Origin of the sequence: Thermococcus celer Vu 13 = JCM 8558 (assembly GCF_002214365.1) — an archaeon.
Taxonomy (GTDB): domain Archaea; phylum Methanobacteriota_B; class Thermococci; order Thermococcales; family Thermococcaceae; genus Thermococcus; species Thermococcus celer.
The window spans coordinates 741,131-755,855 of the sequence record NZ_CP014854.1 but is presented as its reverse complement, the minus strand read 5'-3'; the positions used below and the strand labels follow the sequence as shown (position 1 = coordinate 755,855).

The window sequence follows — 14,725 nt, the reverse complement described above, 5'->3', positions numbered from 1 at the left end:
CAACAATCCTTAGCAACTTTTTAAACCGGAACACCAACCTTCTCCGGAGGTGAGGGGATGCAGATAATCCATCGGGACGTCAAGGAGGGCAAGGTAAAGGTCAAGGCCGAGACCCTCGACGACCTCTGGCACCTTTACCACATCATAGACCCCGGCGACACCGTCTACGCGAAGACCCTCCGGAAGCAGGCCCAGCGCTCCGACTCCCTCAGGGCCGAGAAGGTGGAGGTCATTCCGGTCTTCCTCGGGGTGAGGGCGGAGAAGATAAACTTCCACCGCTTCGCCAACCAGCTCAGGGTCACAGGCCCGATAGTGTACGCCTCCCGGGAGGACGTCCCCCTCGGCAAGTACCACACCATCGCGATAGAGACGGGAAAGGTCGTGACGATCCAGAAGCCCCGCTGGAGGGAGCACCACCTTGAGAGGCTGAGGGAGGCGGTCGAGGCCTCTAAGCGCGCGAAGGTCATGATAGTAGTCATCGACGACGGCGAGGCGGACATGGCGGTTATTCGGGAGTACGGCGTCGAGATCCTCAAGGGGATACACTACAACCTCGGGGGAAAGAGGTACAGCACGGACCGCGAGGGCGAGGAGAAGAGGTTCTTCCACGACGTGGCGAAGAGCATGGAGGAGGTAATGAACAGGGAGGGCGTTGAGAAGGCTATAGTGGCGGGTCCCGGCTTCGTCAAGGAGGACTTCCACAAGTTCCTGCGCGAGAACTACCCCCAGCTGGCGGGAAGGGTTGTTGTAGAGGACACGAGCGTGACCGGAAGGACGGGGATATACGAGGTCATCAAACGCGGGACGGTCGAGAAGGTCTACCGCGAGAACCGCGTTGCCAGGGAGGTGGAGCTCGTCGAGAAGGTGCTCGAGAACATAGGGCGGAACAACGGTCTCGCCGCCTACGGTCTCAAAGAGGTCGAGGAGGCGGTGAACTACGGCGCGGTCGAGACCCTGCTCGTTCTGGACGAACTGCTCAAGGGCGAGAACCGGGAGAGAATAGAGGAGCTCATGGAGACCGTTCGCCACTCGAGGGGGGAGGTCGTGGTGGTTAGTTCCGAGCACGAGGGCGGGGAGAAGCTGAGGGCCCTCGGTGGTCTGGCGGCGATCCTAAGGTTCAGGATCAGGTGAGCCGTAGAGAGTTACGTACGGGTCGCCCTCGAAGGTCGGGAAGTCCCTCTCACCACCGTTTTCGATCAAAACCCTCTCCCTCTCCTCGGTGAACTCGCCGAGCTCAAAGGCTTTAATTCCATTCCCCCTAAACTCGGCCAGCAGTTGGTCAGATTTTTTCGGAGGGGCTACAGCTATCAGGGTTCCCGTTGAGGAGACGTCCCAGGGTTCGAGCCCGTAAAGGTCGAGAACCTTCCGGACGAGGGGGTTCAGCTCGAGTCTCCCGGCGTAAACGGTGAAGCCAAGGCCCGAGTTGTCGGCTATCTCGTGCAGGGCCGTCAGACCGCCCTCGGTCGCGTCGTGCATGCCCCTCACGAAGGGCCTCGCCGTCAAAGCGTCCGGAACCGCGGTCTCGAGCCTGTACATCGCCCTTAACTCCGCGATCTCTGTGGGAGTCAGGACTTTTTTAAGCTCGTCGGCCCTGAAGTGGGCGGCGGAGACCGCGAACTCGAGGGCCACCTTGCCGGTGACGATTATCCTGTCGCCGGGTTTCGCGATGGGGAGTTTGAGCTCGTCCTTCCGCACGAGCCCGATGGCGGTGGTCGTTGCGGTCGGTTCTCCAACCGAGGGATAGACGCCCGTGTGGCCCCCTATTATCGAGCTCCCGTACCTCCGGCACTCGGCGTTTAAAGTCCTCATCGTTTCCTCCAGGAACTCCCTCGAGGTTCCGGGTGGAAGGACGAAATCAACGACGAGCCATCTCGGCCTCGCCCCGAAGACCGCCACATCACTGGAAGCGAAGTGGTAGGTGAAGAAGCCGAAGGTCTCCTCCGGGACGCCCAAGGTTGGGTCCGTCGCGATTACCAGGTAACGCTCCCCATCGTACTCGAGAACCGCCGAGTCAAAGCCCGCTTTCGGACCGTAGAGCACCTTACCGTTCTCTACCCCGAGGTTGGGGAAGATCACCTCCCTCAAAAGCTCGTTCCTCAATTTTCCGGGCGGGAGCCTCATTCTCCACCCCCCTTAAACCGGGAGACGATCTCCTCCGCCTCCCTCAGCGTTTCGTCGTCGCAGTTCCAGCAGATTATCTCAAAGCTCGGAACCCTGACGCTCATCCTCACCTTCCTCCGCCGGGCGAGCCTGCTCACCTCGTAGTTGACCCTGTAGGCCAAGTCCATGAGTTCCGGCGTTACTCTTTCATCTTCGTCTATGTACTGGAGCGGACAGCCCTCGCGCCACTGCCTCCTGCGTGCGTGCTCGTACATGCGGTAGGGTTTTATACCCGCTTCCCGCGCGAGTCCTTCGACTTCTTCGGCCGTGTACATTATGAGCGGCCTGAAGATCGGAACGCCTATCTTTGGCAACCCGCAGAGCCGTATGTCCCCTTTACATTGGTCCAGCAGGGCGCCTATGATCTTATCGTTGGCGTTGTCCCCTTTAGCTATGATGTCGAAGCCGCCGTTGAGGGCGAACCACTTCGCGTTCCACAGCATGACCCTCTTGCAGTTGATGCATACGGGTCCCTTCCGTCCGACGGCCTCGCGCAGAAGACCGTCCGTTATGTCCACGAGGAAGTGCTCAACGCCGAGCCTCCTGGTGAACCCCATCGCCCAGTTGAGCGTCTCCCTCCAGCTCCAGCGGTGGAAGAAGGTCAGGGCCGAAACGTTGAGCCCAGCCTCTTTCAGAAGGTAGAGGGCGAGTGAGCTGTCCTTGCCCCCGGAAAAAAGGAGGAGGATTTGCATCTCGTGGAGACCGTTTTCCTCTGAGAATCTCCGAACGTCCTCGATGGCATCCTCAATCATAGGAAAAAATAGGTGGGAGGCTTAAAAATCTGAGCCTCAGATGTTGACCTTTTCGAGCCACTGCTCGGCGAGGTCGCCCACGAGGGGGAACTTGTAGCGCTCGCCCTGGTAGGCCTTGAGCATGCCGAGTATCCAGAGTACCAGACCGAGAAGCCATAGGAGATAGCTTAGAATGCCTCCGATGATGGGTATGATGGCAAAGATGTAGCTCAGCACCATCAACCCCAGGAAGGTTATCGTTGACTGCATGGCGTGGAAACGGACGAAATCGCTCTCCTTCTCAAGCACCAGGAATATTATCCCTGTAACCCAAAAAAGCAGGTAGGCGAGCAGTCCCTCTACGTTCTCGTCCAGTCCGAGAGATGTTTTCTTCGGTCCTTCAGGTGGAGTTCCCTCCATGGCAGTACACCTCCGAATTCAATCGGTTGTATTCTACGCGATTCTTTAAATACCTTTCTAAAACCTAAAACCCGGAAACGTCTCCGGGAATGAAGGGGAAGCTCTTTGAACTTAAAGCTTTCTGATTTCGAACCACTGAGTTTTGTTAGGCCCACCAAAGCTTTTTAAGGTTCTCGATGGATTCGGATATCGAATTAGGAAAGCCTAACGGTGATGACTATGATCGTACATTTAAATGAGATGAGGCCGGGGGAGAGGGGGATCGTCGTGGACATTCTTGGCGGCGAAAGCGCCCGGCAGAAGCTCGTCTCCATGGGGTTGACCCCCGGGGGCGACGGTTCAGGTGCTCGAATCGTACGCCATAGGGCCGATAATAATCTCCGTCAGTGGCGTGCGCTTTGCCGTGGGCAGGGGACTCGCGGGCAAGGTCGTCGTGAGGAAGCTATGAGGTGTCCTTCATGATGAAAACGGTTGCACTCGCCGGAAATCCAAACGTGGGGAAGACCACGCTCTTCAACGCGCTGACCGGGATGCGACAGCACGTCGGCAACTGGCCCGGCGTGACGGTTGAGAAGAAGGAGGGTGTGATGGAGTATCGGGGTGAGAAGTTTCTCGTGGTGGACCTGCCCGGAACCTACTCCCTCACCGCCCACTCCCTCGACGAGCTGGTCGCCAGGGACTTTCTCCTCAATGGAAACGCCGATGTAGTTGTGGACGTCGTCGACGCAACCGCCCTGATGAGGAACCTCTTTCTGACCATGGAGATCCTCGAGATGGGGCTGAAGAACGTCATCATCGCCCTGAACAAGATGGATCTCGCAGAAAAGAGAGGGATTAAGATAGACGTAAAGAGAATGGAGGAGGTTCTCGGGGTTCCCGTCGTTCCGCTCAACGCCAAGGACGGCGTTGGCATCGACGAGCTCAAGGAAAAGATATCGCGGATGGCGAGTGGTCTGATCAAAACCCGCCCCGTCGTTCCAACCTACGATAAGGAGGTCGAGAGGGAGATAGAGCACATAACAATGGTCCTGGAGAGCACATCGCTGGCAGAGAAGTATCATCTCCGCTGGCTCGCTATAAAGCTCCTCCAGAGGGACGACGGTGTTATGAAGCTCGTCCTCCGCCATCTCGGAAAGGAGAAACTCGACGAGATACTGGGGCACATCTCCGAGGTCGAGGAACGCTACAAGCGGGCGATGGACCTCGTAATAGCCAGCCAGAAGTACGAGTTCATAGACAACCTGATGCATCGCTTCATCAAGTATCCCCCCCAGCAGGGGGAGACCTTCAGCGACAAACTCGACAGGTATTTAACCCACCCCGTCTACGGTCTCCTGGCGCTGTTTGCGATATTCTACGTCGTCTTCAAGTTCGTGTTTGCGATTGGACTTCCCCTCCAGGGCTGGCTGGACGATGAGTTCTCTGCCTTCGGCGAGTGGCTGGCGCCCCACATCGCCAACGAGGTGCTCCGGGGTTTGATAGTCGACGGAATAATCGGCGGTGTCGGTTCTGTCCTCAGCTTCTTCCCGCTCGTCTTCCTGATGTTCTTCGCGCTGGCCGTCCTCGAGGACGTCGGCTACATGGCGAGGGCGTCGGCGGTGCTGGAGCGCATAATGAGGAAGTTCGGCCTGCCCGGAAAGAGCTTCATACCCCTCGTGCTCGGCTTCGGCTGTAACGTCCCAGCGGTCATGGCCACGAGGACGCTCGACAACGAGAAGGAGAGGCTCGTCACCATGCTGGTTAACCCCCTAATCCCCTGTAGCGCCCGGCTGACCGTTATAGGCTTCCTCGCGGGCGCGTTCTTCCAGAGTAACCAGGCCCTCGTTGCGGTGAGCATCTACGCCACCGCGATCCTGCTCGCACTGGCCGTGGCGTGGGTGCTGAGCAGGTTCGTGATAAAAGGCGAGGAGAGCCCGTTCATCATAGAGCTACCCGAGTACCTGATACCCTCCTGGAAGACCGTAACCATCCACTCATGGGAGCGGAGCAAGGAGTTTGTCAAAAAGGCCGGGACGGTGATACTGCTCGGTGCGGTCATCATCTGGTACCTGAGTTCCTACCCCGTTCAGATGGGGACGGGCCAGAGCTACGCCGAGAGGCTCGGGGCCCTCTTCGAGCCCTACATGAGGCTCATGGGACTGGACTGGAGGGCCGCGGTTAGTTTGCTCTTCGGAATCATAGCCAAGGAGAACGTTATCTCGACGTTCAGAGTGATCTACGGAAGCACAGCGGCCATGGTGAGCTCCATAACCCCCCTCCAGGCTTACGTGCTGGCGCTCGTCACGACCCTCTACATGCCGTGCATAGCGACGATTGGGGCGATAAGGGCCGAGAGCAACTGGAAATGGGCGGCCTTTGCCACCACATACATGATAGCCCTGGCGAGCATCGTGGGAATAATAATCTGGCACATCGGTCTGGCGTTAGGGTACTGAGGTGGAAGCATGCTCGATAAGGTACTCGAACTCGTAAAAGCCGGAAAGACCATCGACGAGATAGCCAGAGAGCTCTCTATTCCAAAGGCGGAGGCGGAGGGGGCATTAAAGATCCTGGAGAGCATGGGGTACGTTGAGAAGGTGGAGCTGGGGAGTTCTCCCTGCGAGAGCTGCCCGCTCAGGAACTTCTGCCCGGGCTCGTGCTACAGGTTCAAGGGGAACGCCTACACGGTTACTGACTTCAAGCTGGACAAAGAGAAAAAGGGATGAGTCCGTTATTTATTCTTCTGGGTTTTGGGTCTACCGCCGCATATTTAATGGCCGTAAAATATATAAGTTCCGGGTCGGAGGATTAAACGGTGATACCATGAAGGCCGTTATTCTTGCCGGTGGTTTTGGAACGAGGTTGAGGCCGCTCTCATCCACCAGACCCAAGCCCATGATCCCTGTTCTCGGAAAGCCCAACCTTCAGTATTTGCTCGAAAGCTTGGAGAAGATACCTGAGATAGACGAGGTCATCCTGTCGGTTCACTACATGCGCGGGGAGATAAGGGAGTTCGTGGAGGAGAAGATGGCGGACTACCCGAAGGACATACGCTTCGTCAACGACCCCATGCCGCTCGAAACGGGTGGAGCGCTCAAGAACGTCGAGGATTACGTGGACGAGGACTTTCTCGTGATCTACGGGGATGTCTTCACGAACTTCAACTTCAGCGAGCTGATAGAGGCCCACAGGAAGAACGACGGGCTCGTGACGGTTGCCGTTACCAAGGTCTACGACCCGGAGCGCTACGGTGTCGTGGAGACCGAGGACGAGGGCAGAATCGTTTACTTTGAGGAGAAGCCCCACAGGCCAAGGAGCAACCTCGTGGACGCTGGAATATACGTGGTGAACAAGAAGGTGCTCGAGGGGATCCCGAAGGGGAAGGAGGTGTACTTCGAGCGCGAGATCCTTCCTAAGTACGTCTCCAGCGGTGAGGTGTACGCCTACAAGATCCCGCGGGAGTACCACTGGGTTGACCTCGGAACCCCCGACGACCTCTTCTACGCCCACCAGATAGCCCTCGACGAGATAGCCAGGAACAACGGCTACGTGACCATCAAGGAGAGTGCCGAGGTTCCGGAAGACGTCGAGATCCAGGGGCCCGTTTACATCGACGAAGGGGTCAAGATAGGCCACGGCGTCAAGATAAAGGCCTACACCTACATCGGCCCGAACACGGTGATGGGGGATAAGGCGTACCTCAAGCGATCCATCCTGATAGGCAACGACGTAATCAGGGAGCGCTCCGAGCTCAAGGACACCATCCTCGGAGAGGGTGTCGTCGTTGGAAAGAACGTCATCCTGAAGGAGAACGCGGTCATCGGCGACTACGCGAGGATACACGACAACCTGGTCATATACGGCGCAAAGGTCCTGCCCTGGAAGAAGGTTGAGGAGTACGAGGCTTACATCAAGATAAAGCTCGACCCGACGAAGGTCAGACCGGGCCTCACACCGGAGCGCTGTCCGCTCGGCCTGCCCGAGTGCATCTACGAGAAGTTCAAAGCGATAGCCGGGGAGAAGCCGCCCTGCGACGAGTGCATAGAGAACCAGTGGCTCTTCTGATTCCTTCTTTTCCATCCTTGAGGATGTTAGGCCCCTCAATACCTCATCCGAGGGTTGTATTCGAGTAGCATGAGACCGTTCTTGAATATCCTTATCGTGCCGCTCTCGGAGAGGGTTATGGAGATGGCCCTGGTCAGCCTCGTTATCCCCGCGGCGGCTATGTGCCTGCTTCCCAGACCGGGCGGGAGCATCAGGTCTATCACCTTCGGCTCGACCTCGAGGTACCTACCGGCGGCGGATATCTTGCCGTCGTCCCTGATTATGAAGGCCCCGTCGAGCTGGGCGAACTCCTTTATTATCTCCTTGCTGTCCCTGTCGAGGACGTTTATCCTGTGTCCCTTGAAGGGGTTCGGTATGAGCTGGCGGGAATGCCTGAGGACCCGTCTCGTGTCCCCTATGACGAAGATCGTCCCAACGGGGGTGCCCTCCCTCCCCTCTATGCTGAGCTCGATGGCTATCTCCAGGAGCCTCTGGAGGACGCTCTGGTTCTGAGCGAAGAAGCCCTTCATTGCTGAGATGCCTTTTTTGACGGTCTTGACCCCGATGAGCTCATCGGTAACGTAAACGAAGGAGTCCCCCTCCCCGAGTATCTCGTGCTCGATTAAAAACGCGGAGATGAGGTTGAGGACGTTGTTTATATCGAGGTTCCGTGGAATCGAGATCCTCTTTATCCTATCGTCTTCCACATCGAAGGATGAACCGACGATGACGACCGGAACGTCCAGTTTGGGGATAACCCCGGGCTTCACATCCTCGAGAATAACGAGGGCCTTACAGTTGAGTTCCTTAACGATGTCAACGGCACCCTTGATTAGAACATCGGGGGTTTTCCTGTCCATACAATCAACCATAAGGCTATCATTCCTGCGGTATAAAAATCTATCGTCCTGGGAAAACGTTAAAATACGGTCGGCCTTAAGTTTTCCGGTGTGGGGAATGAAGGTAATAGTTGCGATAACCGGTGCCAGCGGTTCGATCTACGGTCTCAGGCTGGTGGAGGTTCTTCGGGAGCTCGGCCACGAGGTCGTCACGGTCGCCTCCAGGACGGGGCTCGCGGTTGCAAGGCACGAGACGGGAGTGGATTTTCGCCCCGATTACACGGAGGAGAACCTCTTCGCCCCGATAGCCTCCGGATCTAACCCCTTCGATGCCATGGTGATAGCCCCCTGCTCGATGAAGACGCTCGCCGCCATAGCGAACGGACTCGCCGACAACCTGATAACGAGAACGGCCGACGTGGCGCTTAAGGAGCGCAGGAAGCTGATCCTGCTCGTCAGGGAAACGCCGCTGAACCTGATACATCTTCAAAACATGGTGAGGGTCACGCAGGCGGGCGGTATCGTCATGCCAGCCTCCCCAGGATTTTACATAAAACCCAAAACTTTGGACGATATGGTAAACTTTATAATTGGAAAAATCTTAGACCTTCTTGGTATTGAGAACCAGTTATATCCCCGATGGAGGAGTTAACATGGCCCAGCTCGATGACCTTGATAGGGCTATACTCCGCATTCTAAAGGAGGATGCGAGGTTAACGATCTCAGAGATAGCGGAGAGACTCAACCGACCCGAGTCCACCATTCATTTCAGGATTAAAAAACTCCAGGAGCGAAACGTAATCGATAAATACACCATAATCCTGGGCGAGGAGCTCCAGCCAAAGAGCCTCGCCATCGTCTACATCCAGGCGGAGACCCCTATCATAGAGGATTTTCTCGAGAGGTACATTAGCCACATAATGAAGACGCTCTCCCTTCTCCCCAACGTGCTGGCCGTTGCCAGAAGTGGAAAGGATGGTATAGTGGCCATCATCGGGGATGACACCCCTGAGAAGCTCAACCGCTTCGTTGACGACACCATCAGGAGCCTCCCAACCCTCAAAAGGGTCGAGGTATTCACGGTGGACCAGTTCATAAAAGGGCAGGATCTCACGGGTTTCCTCGTGGGGGTCTAAATGGAGATAGAGGTCAAGTTCCGCGTCGACTTTTGGAAGGCTAAGCGGGCGATAGAGTCCATCGGGGCCGAGTTCGTGAGGGAGGAGGTGCAGGAGGATCTCTACCTCTCAATTCCTTTGCCACAGCTCCTGAGGATAAGACGGATACGCAACCTGAACCGCTCTTTTCTGACCTACAAGCGCATTGAGGACCCCGGAAGGAACGAGGAGTTCGACGAGGTGGAGGTCGAGGTTTCGGACTTCGAGAAAACCCTCGAGATAATGAAGTGCCTCGGGTATGAAGAAGACATCTGGGTCAGAAAGCGTCGCCTCGTGTACAGGCTGGGAGGGATTACCTTCGAGCTCAACGACGTTGAGGGGCTCGGCGGTTTCCTCGATGTAGAGGTCATCTCCGACGACGTGAAGGATGCAAAGCGGAGGATCTGGGAGGTGGCCCGGGAACTCGGACTCACGGAGAGGGACGTCGAGCCGAGGCTGTACCGGGAGCTCCTCCGCGAGGCCAATAGAGGGAGCAAAACCTAAATAGTTTGAGCTCCAAAACATCACGAGGGGTCAAAATGGGGATCAACAAAGGACAGGGCTCCCTCGAGTACCTATTCATGATAGCGGCCGTGCTGGTGATAGTCCTGATGGTATTCCGGGCCCTGGGGGGCATATCTATATCTCATCCAATGATACTTACCGTTTTTCCGGATACCCGAACCCCTGTGGTGTATGATGGAGGAAATTTCAAGGTTGAAGCCTGGGTTGAAGAGAACAGCACTGACGGCACGTACAAGGTTCTGTATCGTATATGGGCCCTCAAGAAGCCCATTACCCGAGCAAATGTCGAGCTGGTCTGCTTCGGCTCCTTAAAGGACGTTGCCGGTAAGGGGCCGATTACACACCCCAACCCAGCTTCAGGTGAGCACGGTTCGTTGGAGCCGGTGAATTACTGGGCGAACTACTGGACACCCGTTTACAGGAAGGAATTTCCCTGCAGGATAGAGGTTACCGTCTGGACGAGGCTGATATGATGAAGCGGATCCGGTTTTTCGTTTTATTCTTCGCCTTGGTTTTCACGCCACTCGCCTCGGCGAGCTTCGCGGTCTACTACGGTCAGATGAATTCGTCGGTGTACTCCAAACTGAATAGCTTCGATGTGATAATCCTCTCCCCCACCGTGGACGAAACCTACGTTTCGAAGCTCTCCCGCAACCACACCGTCGTCGGCTATGTCAGCCTCGCCACCATCGGCGGCTGGGAACCGTGGGCGAAGGACGTTTCTGAGAACTTAATTATCGGAAAAGATTCGAACTGGGACGAGAGGGTGGTGGACTTCTCGTCGCCCGAATGGAGGCGTGTAATCCTGGATAGGGCGGTCCCTTACATCCTCTCCAGGGGCTTTAACGGCGTCTTCCTCGACAACCTCGACTACGTGGATCAGTACCCGGACAAAAAGGAGGGAATGGTCGACCTCGTGAGGGCCATCAGGGAGCGCTATCCGAACATCACGATAATCGCCAACAGGGGCTTCTCGATAGCCAGTGGGATAGCCCCGTACGTTGACCACGTCCTCTTCGAGGACTTCGTGACCTACTACGACTTTTCGAGCGGCCGCTACGCGGTTTTCGATGGGAGCGACCTTCAATGGGAGTTCGATCAGGTTAAAAGGCTCAGATCCCTCAACGTCTCGATACTCGCACTGAGTTACGCCAACCTGGCGGACGAATCCCAGGTTGAGGAGTTCTCAAAGCTAATATGCGGGTACGCGAAGGAGTACAACGTCTCCGAGGTTTACCTCGCCGACCTAAGCCTTCAGCGGATGGGCTTCGACCCCTGTGAACCTCACGCGACCGGTACCGTGAACCGTACACCTCAGGAGAGCCCCAAAGGTAAGAACGGAAAGGCCGTCTGCGGGCCGGCGTTCTTCCTTCCGCTGATACTGCTCGGCCGCTTCATCTTGCGGTAGCCACGATCTTGATGATGTCGTTGAACTTTAGCTCGTAGTCCTCCCCGACGCGCCGGTGGGTTCTGGCGTTGACCGCGTAGAGGAACGTCTTTCCGAGGTCCGTGTGGACCTTGTAGGCCAAATCGCGGGGCGTAGAGCCCTTGGGGAGCAGGTGAACGTGAGGCAGGACGTTGCCGAACTGGTCCGTGAGCTTGTGCTCGTCCTCGACAGGATAGACCGGGATGAGGTTGAGGAGCTCGAAGGTGGCCCTGTTTATGACCTCCTGCACGCCCGTGGAGCCGAACCTGTCGAGAACCCTCTCCTTTATCAGTTGCAGGGCCCTCTCCTGCTTGGCACTCATCGGCTTCAGGATCCTGAAGTCGCTCGAGCCGGGAACGTAGTCTATGAAGCCTGCCTTCGCGGCCTTTCTGAGGGTGAGCTCGGCCGCCGCCGAGGTTGGAACCACTATGTAGCCCCTGCTCTTCCCCTTCCTGATGAGGCGCTCTATCTGGGCGTCGGCGGCCGCGTCCGCCTTGTTGGCGGCGATGATGATGGGCTTGTTCACCTTCCTCAACTCGCGGACGAAGGCGAGCAGATCCTCCTCGCTCCATTCCGTTGGGTCGTCGCTCAGGCCGAGTCTGTGGATGGCCTCGAGGGTGTCCTCCTCCGTGACGCCTATCCCGGTCAGCTGGTCCGCGATGGCCCCCGCCAGTTTGAGGTGCTGGAGCTTGACGCGCTTCGCGAACTTCTCCCAGTTCTTCCTCAGGATGCCGTATATCCAGTAGTCTATCTCCTTTTCGAGGAACTCCATGTCCTCCACCGGGTCGTGGTGCTCCACGGGGTTGCCCTCGGCGTCGGTCTTACCCGTGGCATCGACGACGTGGATCAGGGCCGAGGCCATCCTGAGGTCGTCGAGGAACTTGTTGCCGAGCCCCCGTCCCTCGTGGGCCCCCGGCACGAGGCCGGCGACGTCTATCATCCTTATCGGGATCAGCGCCTTTCCGTCCCTGTACTCGTAGTTCTGGGGGTTCGGCGTGCATCCGAGTTCCCTGCAGGGGTGCTCGGCTATCGCGTAGGTTACGCCGACGTTGGCGTCGATGGTCGTGAAGGGGTAATTGGCAATCTGAACGTCGACGAGCGTTGCCGCCGAGAAGAAGGTAGACTTCCCAACGTTTGGTTTTCCAACGACTCCTATCTCCATGCCACCACCGGGCTAAGTTGGCGGGAAGGTTTTAAGGGGTTTCGGCCGAAATCATAACCAATCGCAGGCCCCTTTCGTGTTGGATGAAGTGCGGGGAAGTTTTCATCCCAAACAGAGGTTTCATACGTGAGGTGGTAGAATGAACGATAAACCCGAGAACCCCACGATAACCGTCATCGCCTACTCGAAGGATAGATTCACCAGCGCGAAGGTCTCCAGCCTGAGCGAGGCCCTGAAGATTGGGGAATACGATGTCGTCTGGGTTAACGTTGACACCCTCTCCCTTCTCCAGGACGTCATTAAAGTCCTTGGCGTCCACGAGCGGCCGATCAAGCACCTCGGGAAGGCAGGATCTCGTGCCAGGGTCTTCGTGTTTCCGGATTACCTGTTCATCCTCCTCCATCAGGTGTACGAGATGGAGGGGAACCTGAAGAGGGAAAGGATAGGAATTTTACTGAAGGACAACATCGTGGTGACGATCCAGGAGAGACGGGGCGATGTTTTCAACCCCGTTCGGGAGAGCATAAGGGAGGGCGAGGGTCTCCTGCGGGAGAGTGGGGCGGATTACCTGCTCTTCGCCCTCCTCGAGGCGGTCGTTGAGAACTACGTCCCGATAATAGAGCGCATAAGCTCCAGATGGAGGAACTCGAAGTGCAGATACTCTCACGGGGGGACGAAGGCGTTCTAAGGAGGATACACAACCTCAGGCGGCAGACGCTCTTCATGCGCCGCACGATATTTCCCCTGCTGGAGGCCTTCAGGAAGCTTGAACTCGAGGGAAAGGAGTTCTTCAGCGAGGAAACCCGGAACTACGTGGGGGAACTCCACGACCACGTCCTTGAAGTCCTTGAGGTACTCGAGGGCCAGCGAGAGCTCGCCGGCAGTCTGATAGAGCTCTACTACTCTACCATCTCGATGAAGACCAACGACATAATTCGGATACTCACGGTGGTCTCGACGATATTCATCCCGCTGACCTTCATAACCGGGCTCTACGGGATGAACTTCCGCTACATGCCCGAACTTTACTGGAGGTACGGCTATCCGCTCGTTCTCATCACGATGCTCGCCATAGCCGTCGGAATGCTCGCCTACTTCAGGAGAAAGGGCTGGCTTTAGAACTCCTCGCCGAGGGCGAGCCTCACCGCTTTCTCCGCCACCACGTCGAGGGGATCGATGAGGGGAACGCTCAGATCCCCGGGCCTCAACGCAACGCTGACCTCCGTGCATCCTGCTATCATTCCGTCTACGCGTTTCTCGAGCTTTTTTGCGACCTTCAGGAGGAGTTCCCTTCCCAGCTCGACGTTTCCGGCCTTCACACCATCGTATATCGCCCTCATCACGAGCTCCTGATCCTTCCTTCCGGGAACGGCTATGGAGATGCCGTGGTTGAGGAGGGCCCTGTGATAGACGAGTCCCTTGATGGTGCCGTCGGTGGCGAGGAGGCCCACCTTCCTCAACCCCAGCTCCCTCACGAGCTTCGCCGTTTCCTCTATCATACTGACGAGAGGGATGCTTATCGCCCTTTGAATCGTCTCGGCGAAGAAATGGGCCGTGTTGCAGGGCATTATTATGAAGTCAGCCCCCCAGCTCTCGAGCTTTTTGGCGGAGTCGATGAGCTCGGGCCGCGGGTCCTCGCCGTTCCCGAGGATGAAGGCGGTCCTGTCGGGTATCTTCGGGTTGTCGTAGATTATGATCCTCGGGTGCTCCTGGTCTCTTCTGGCGGGCGTTTTCTCCACTATCCGCCTGAAGAGTTCGACCGTTGCCAGAGGCCCCATTCCGCCGAGGATGCCGATGGTCCTCTCGGGCATCGCTATTCCCCCAGCCACACGGAGTCATCGCCGCGGTAGTTCAGCTTCACCACGAAGAGCCTGAAGGGTTCGTCCCTCTCGTTGATCACCCAGTGAACCGTTTTTGGCTTCACCAGGAAGACGTCGCCGGGTCTCGCGATGTACTCCCTCTCGCCTATCCCGAGCCTCGCCTCGCCGCTCATTATGTAGAACAGCTCGTACTGGCGCAGGTGGTAGTGCTTCCCAACCGTCCGCCCCGGCTTGACCTCGACGATCTGGGCGTAGCTCCCCTCGGGCAGTTCGCCCTCGAAGAGTGGGAGCTTCCGATAGGTCCCCCTGTCGATGAGGTTCTTGATATGGGCTTTCATCTCTTCCCCCCACATAGGAATACCCAAAGACGATTGAAAAGCTTTCTCTTTCGACCGCCATCTAAATGCTCAAAAGACTTTTATAGTTCAAAGCGGAAGCACCGATGAACGGATGAAAACGGTGGTG

The 14,725-nt window shown here is 57.0% G+C and carries 17 protein-coding genes and 2 pseudogenes; 12 read left to right on the top strand and 7 right to left on the bottom strand.

The annotated features are described in order from the left end of the window. Nucleotides 1-57 precede the first annotated feature (57 nt). Nucleotides 58-1,131, top strand: a complete 1,074-nt coding sequence (locus A3L02_RS04150) for an mRNA surveillance protein pelota (RefSeq protein WP_088862758.1) — start codon at nucleotides 58-60, stop codon at nucleotides 1,129-1,131. Here A3L02_RS04150 and A3L02_RS04145 read toward each other — a convergent pair. Genes A3L02_RS04145 through A3L02_RS04135 form a run of 3 tightly spaced genes read right to left on the bottom strand, consistent with a single transcriptional unit; the run spans nucleotide 1,111 to nucleotide 3,311 of the window. Beyond that, a complete protein-coding gene (locus tag A3L02_RS04145) occupies nucleotides 1,111-2,121 on the bottom strand; it encodes an AIR synthase family protein (protein WP_088862757.1) in 1,011 nt (336 codons plus the stop codon). The two genes, A3L02_RS04150 and A3L02_RS04145, sit on opposite strands and share 21 nt — an antisense overlap. After that, nucleotides 2,118-2,912, bottom strand: a complete 795-nt coding sequence (locus A3L02_RS04140; RefSeq protein WP_088862756.1) for a 7-cyano-7-deazaguanine synthase — start codon at nucleotides 2,910-2,912, stop codon at nucleotides 2,118-2,120. Before A3L02_RS04140 ends, A3L02_RS04145 begins: the two co-directional genes overlap by 4 nt. Nucleotides 2,913-2,948: 36 nt before the next feature. After that, nucleotides 2,949-3,311, bottom strand: a complete 363-nt coding sequence (locus tag A3L02_RS04135) for a DUF4870 domain-containing protein (protein WP_088862755.1) — start codon at nucleotides 3,309-3,311, stop codon at nucleotides 2,949-2,951. Between the two features lie 213 nt (nucleotides 3,312-3,524). Here A3L02_RS04135 and A3L02_RS10490 point away from each other — a divergent pair. The 5 genes and pseudogenes from A3L02_RS10490 to A3L02_RS04115 form a co-directional block, all read left to right on the top strand. Beyond that, nucleotides 3,525-3,593: pseudogene (locus A3L02_RS10490) on the top strand (FeoA family protein); the annotation flags it as partial. A gap of 61 nt (nucleotides 3,594-3,654) precedes the next feature. Beyond that, nucleotides 3,655-3,759 carry a hypothetical protein gene (locus A3L02_RS10485; protein ID WP_335755135.1) on the top strand — a complete coding sequence of 35 codons (105 nt, stop codon included), beginning with the start codon at nucleotides 3,655-3,657 and terminating at the stop codon, nucleotides 3,757-3,759. 10 nt (nucleotides 3,760-3,769) lie between these two features. Further along, the gene (feoB, locus tag A3L02_RS04125) at nucleotides 3,770-5,746 is read left to right on the top strand and encodes a ferrous iron transport protein B (RefSeq protein ID WP_088862754.1); all 1,977 of its coding nucleotides are present in this window, start codon (nucleotides 3,770-3,772) and stop codon (nucleotides 5,744-5,746) included. Nucleotides 5,747-5,755: 9 nt separating this feature from the next. Beyond that, entirely contained in the window at nucleotides 5,756-6,016 is a 261-nt protein-coding gene (locus tag A3L02_RS04120; RefSeq protein WP_088862753.1) for a helix-turn-helix domain-containing protein, read from the top strand. Nucleotides 6,017-6,113: 97 nt separating this feature from the next. Continuing rightward, nucleotides 6,114-7,355: a sugar phosphate nucleotidyltransferase gene (locus A3L02_RS04115; RefSeq protein ID WP_088862752.1), complete on the top strand. Its 1,242-nt coding sequence runs from the start codon at nucleotides 6,114-6,116 to the stop codon at nucleotides 7,353-7,355. Between the two features lie 35 nt (nucleotides 7,356-7,390). Here the strand turns inward: A3L02_RS04115 and A3L02_RS04110 are convergent, their stop codons facing one another. Continuing rightward, nucleotides 7,391-8,206 (bottom strand): DNA integrity scanning protein DisA nucleotide-binding domain protein, encoded by an 816-nt coding sequence (locus tag A3L02_RS04110; protein WP_394335150.1) that lies wholly within the window; start codon nucleotides 8,204-8,206, stop codon nucleotides 7,391-7,393. 85 nt (nucleotides 8,207-8,291) lie between these two features. Here A3L02_RS04110 and A3L02_RS04105 point away from each other — a divergent pair, with 85 nt between their 5' ends. From A3L02_RS04105 to A3L02_RS04085, 5 genes are read left to right on the top strand one after another with little or no spacing between them, the layout of a single operon-like run. Next, nucleotides 8,292-8,825: a UbiX family flavin prenyltransferase gene (locus A3L02_RS04105; RefSeq protein ID WP_088862750.1), complete on the top strand. Its 534-nt coding sequence runs from the start codon at nucleotides 8,292-8,294 to the stop codon at nucleotides 8,823-8,825. A gap of 1 nt (nucleotide 8,826) precedes the next feature. After that, nucleotides 8,827-9,309: an Lrp/AsnC family transcriptional regulator gene (locus A3L02_RS04100; protein ID WP_088862749.1), complete on the top strand. Its 483-nt coding sequence runs from the start codon at nucleotides 8,827-8,829 to the stop codon at nucleotides 9,307-9,309. Further along, entirely contained in the window at nucleotides 9,310-9,831 is a 522-nt protein-coding gene (gene cyaB, locus A3L02_RS04095; protein ID WP_088862748.1) for a class IV adenylate cyclase, read from the top strand. Between the two features lie 35 nt (nucleotides 9,832-9,866). Then, nucleotides 9,867-10,325 (top strand): class III signal peptide-containing protein, encoded by a 459-nt coding sequence (locus tag A3L02_RS04090; protein ID WP_088862747.1) that lies wholly within the window; start codon nucleotides 9,867-9,869, stop codon nucleotides 10,323-10,325. Continuing rightward, nucleotides 10,325-11,260 (top strand): endo alpha-1,4 polygalactosaminidase, encoded by a 936-nt coding sequence (locus A3L02_RS04085; RefSeq protein WP_237268642.1) that lies wholly within the window; start codon nucleotides 10,325-10,327, stop codon nucleotides 11,258-11,260. The genes A3L02_RS04090 and A3L02_RS04085 overlap by 1 nt, the downstream gene beginning before the upstream one ends. On the opposite strand, the gene A3L02_RS04080 is transcribed toward A3L02_RS04085, so the two are convergent. Continuing rightward, nucleotides 11,247-12,440, bottom strand: a complete 1,194-nt coding sequence (locus tag A3L02_RS04080) for a redox-regulated ATPase YchF (protein ID WP_088862745.1) — start codon at nucleotides 12,438-12,440, stop codon at nucleotides 11,247-11,249. The genes A3L02_RS04085 and A3L02_RS04080 overlap by 14 nt on opposite strands. A gap of 139 nt (nucleotides 12,441-12,579) precedes the next feature. Between A3L02_RS04080 and corA the strand changes: the two are divergent. Next, nucleotides 12,580-13,559: pseudogene (gene corA, locus A3L02_RS10515) on the top strand (magnesium/cobalt transporter CorA). Here corA and A3L02_RS04070 read toward each other — a convergent pair. Together A3L02_RS04070 and A3L02_RS04065 are read right to left on the bottom strand one after the other, a co-directional pair. Beyond that, nucleotides 13,556-14,251, bottom strand: coding sequence for a cysteate racemase (locus tag A3L02_RS04070; protein ID WP_088862744.1), 696 nt, complete (start codon nucleotides 14,249-14,251; stop codon nucleotides 13,556-13,558). The pseudogene corA and the gene A3L02_RS04070 overlap by 4 nt on opposite strands. 2 nt (nucleotides 14,252-14,253) lie before the next feature. After that, entirely contained in the window at nucleotides 14,254-14,598 is a 345-nt protein-coding gene (locus A3L02_RS04065) for a cupin domain-containing protein (RefSeq protein ID WP_088863826.1), read from the bottom strand. Nucleotides 14,599-14,725 lie beyond the last annotated feature (127 nt).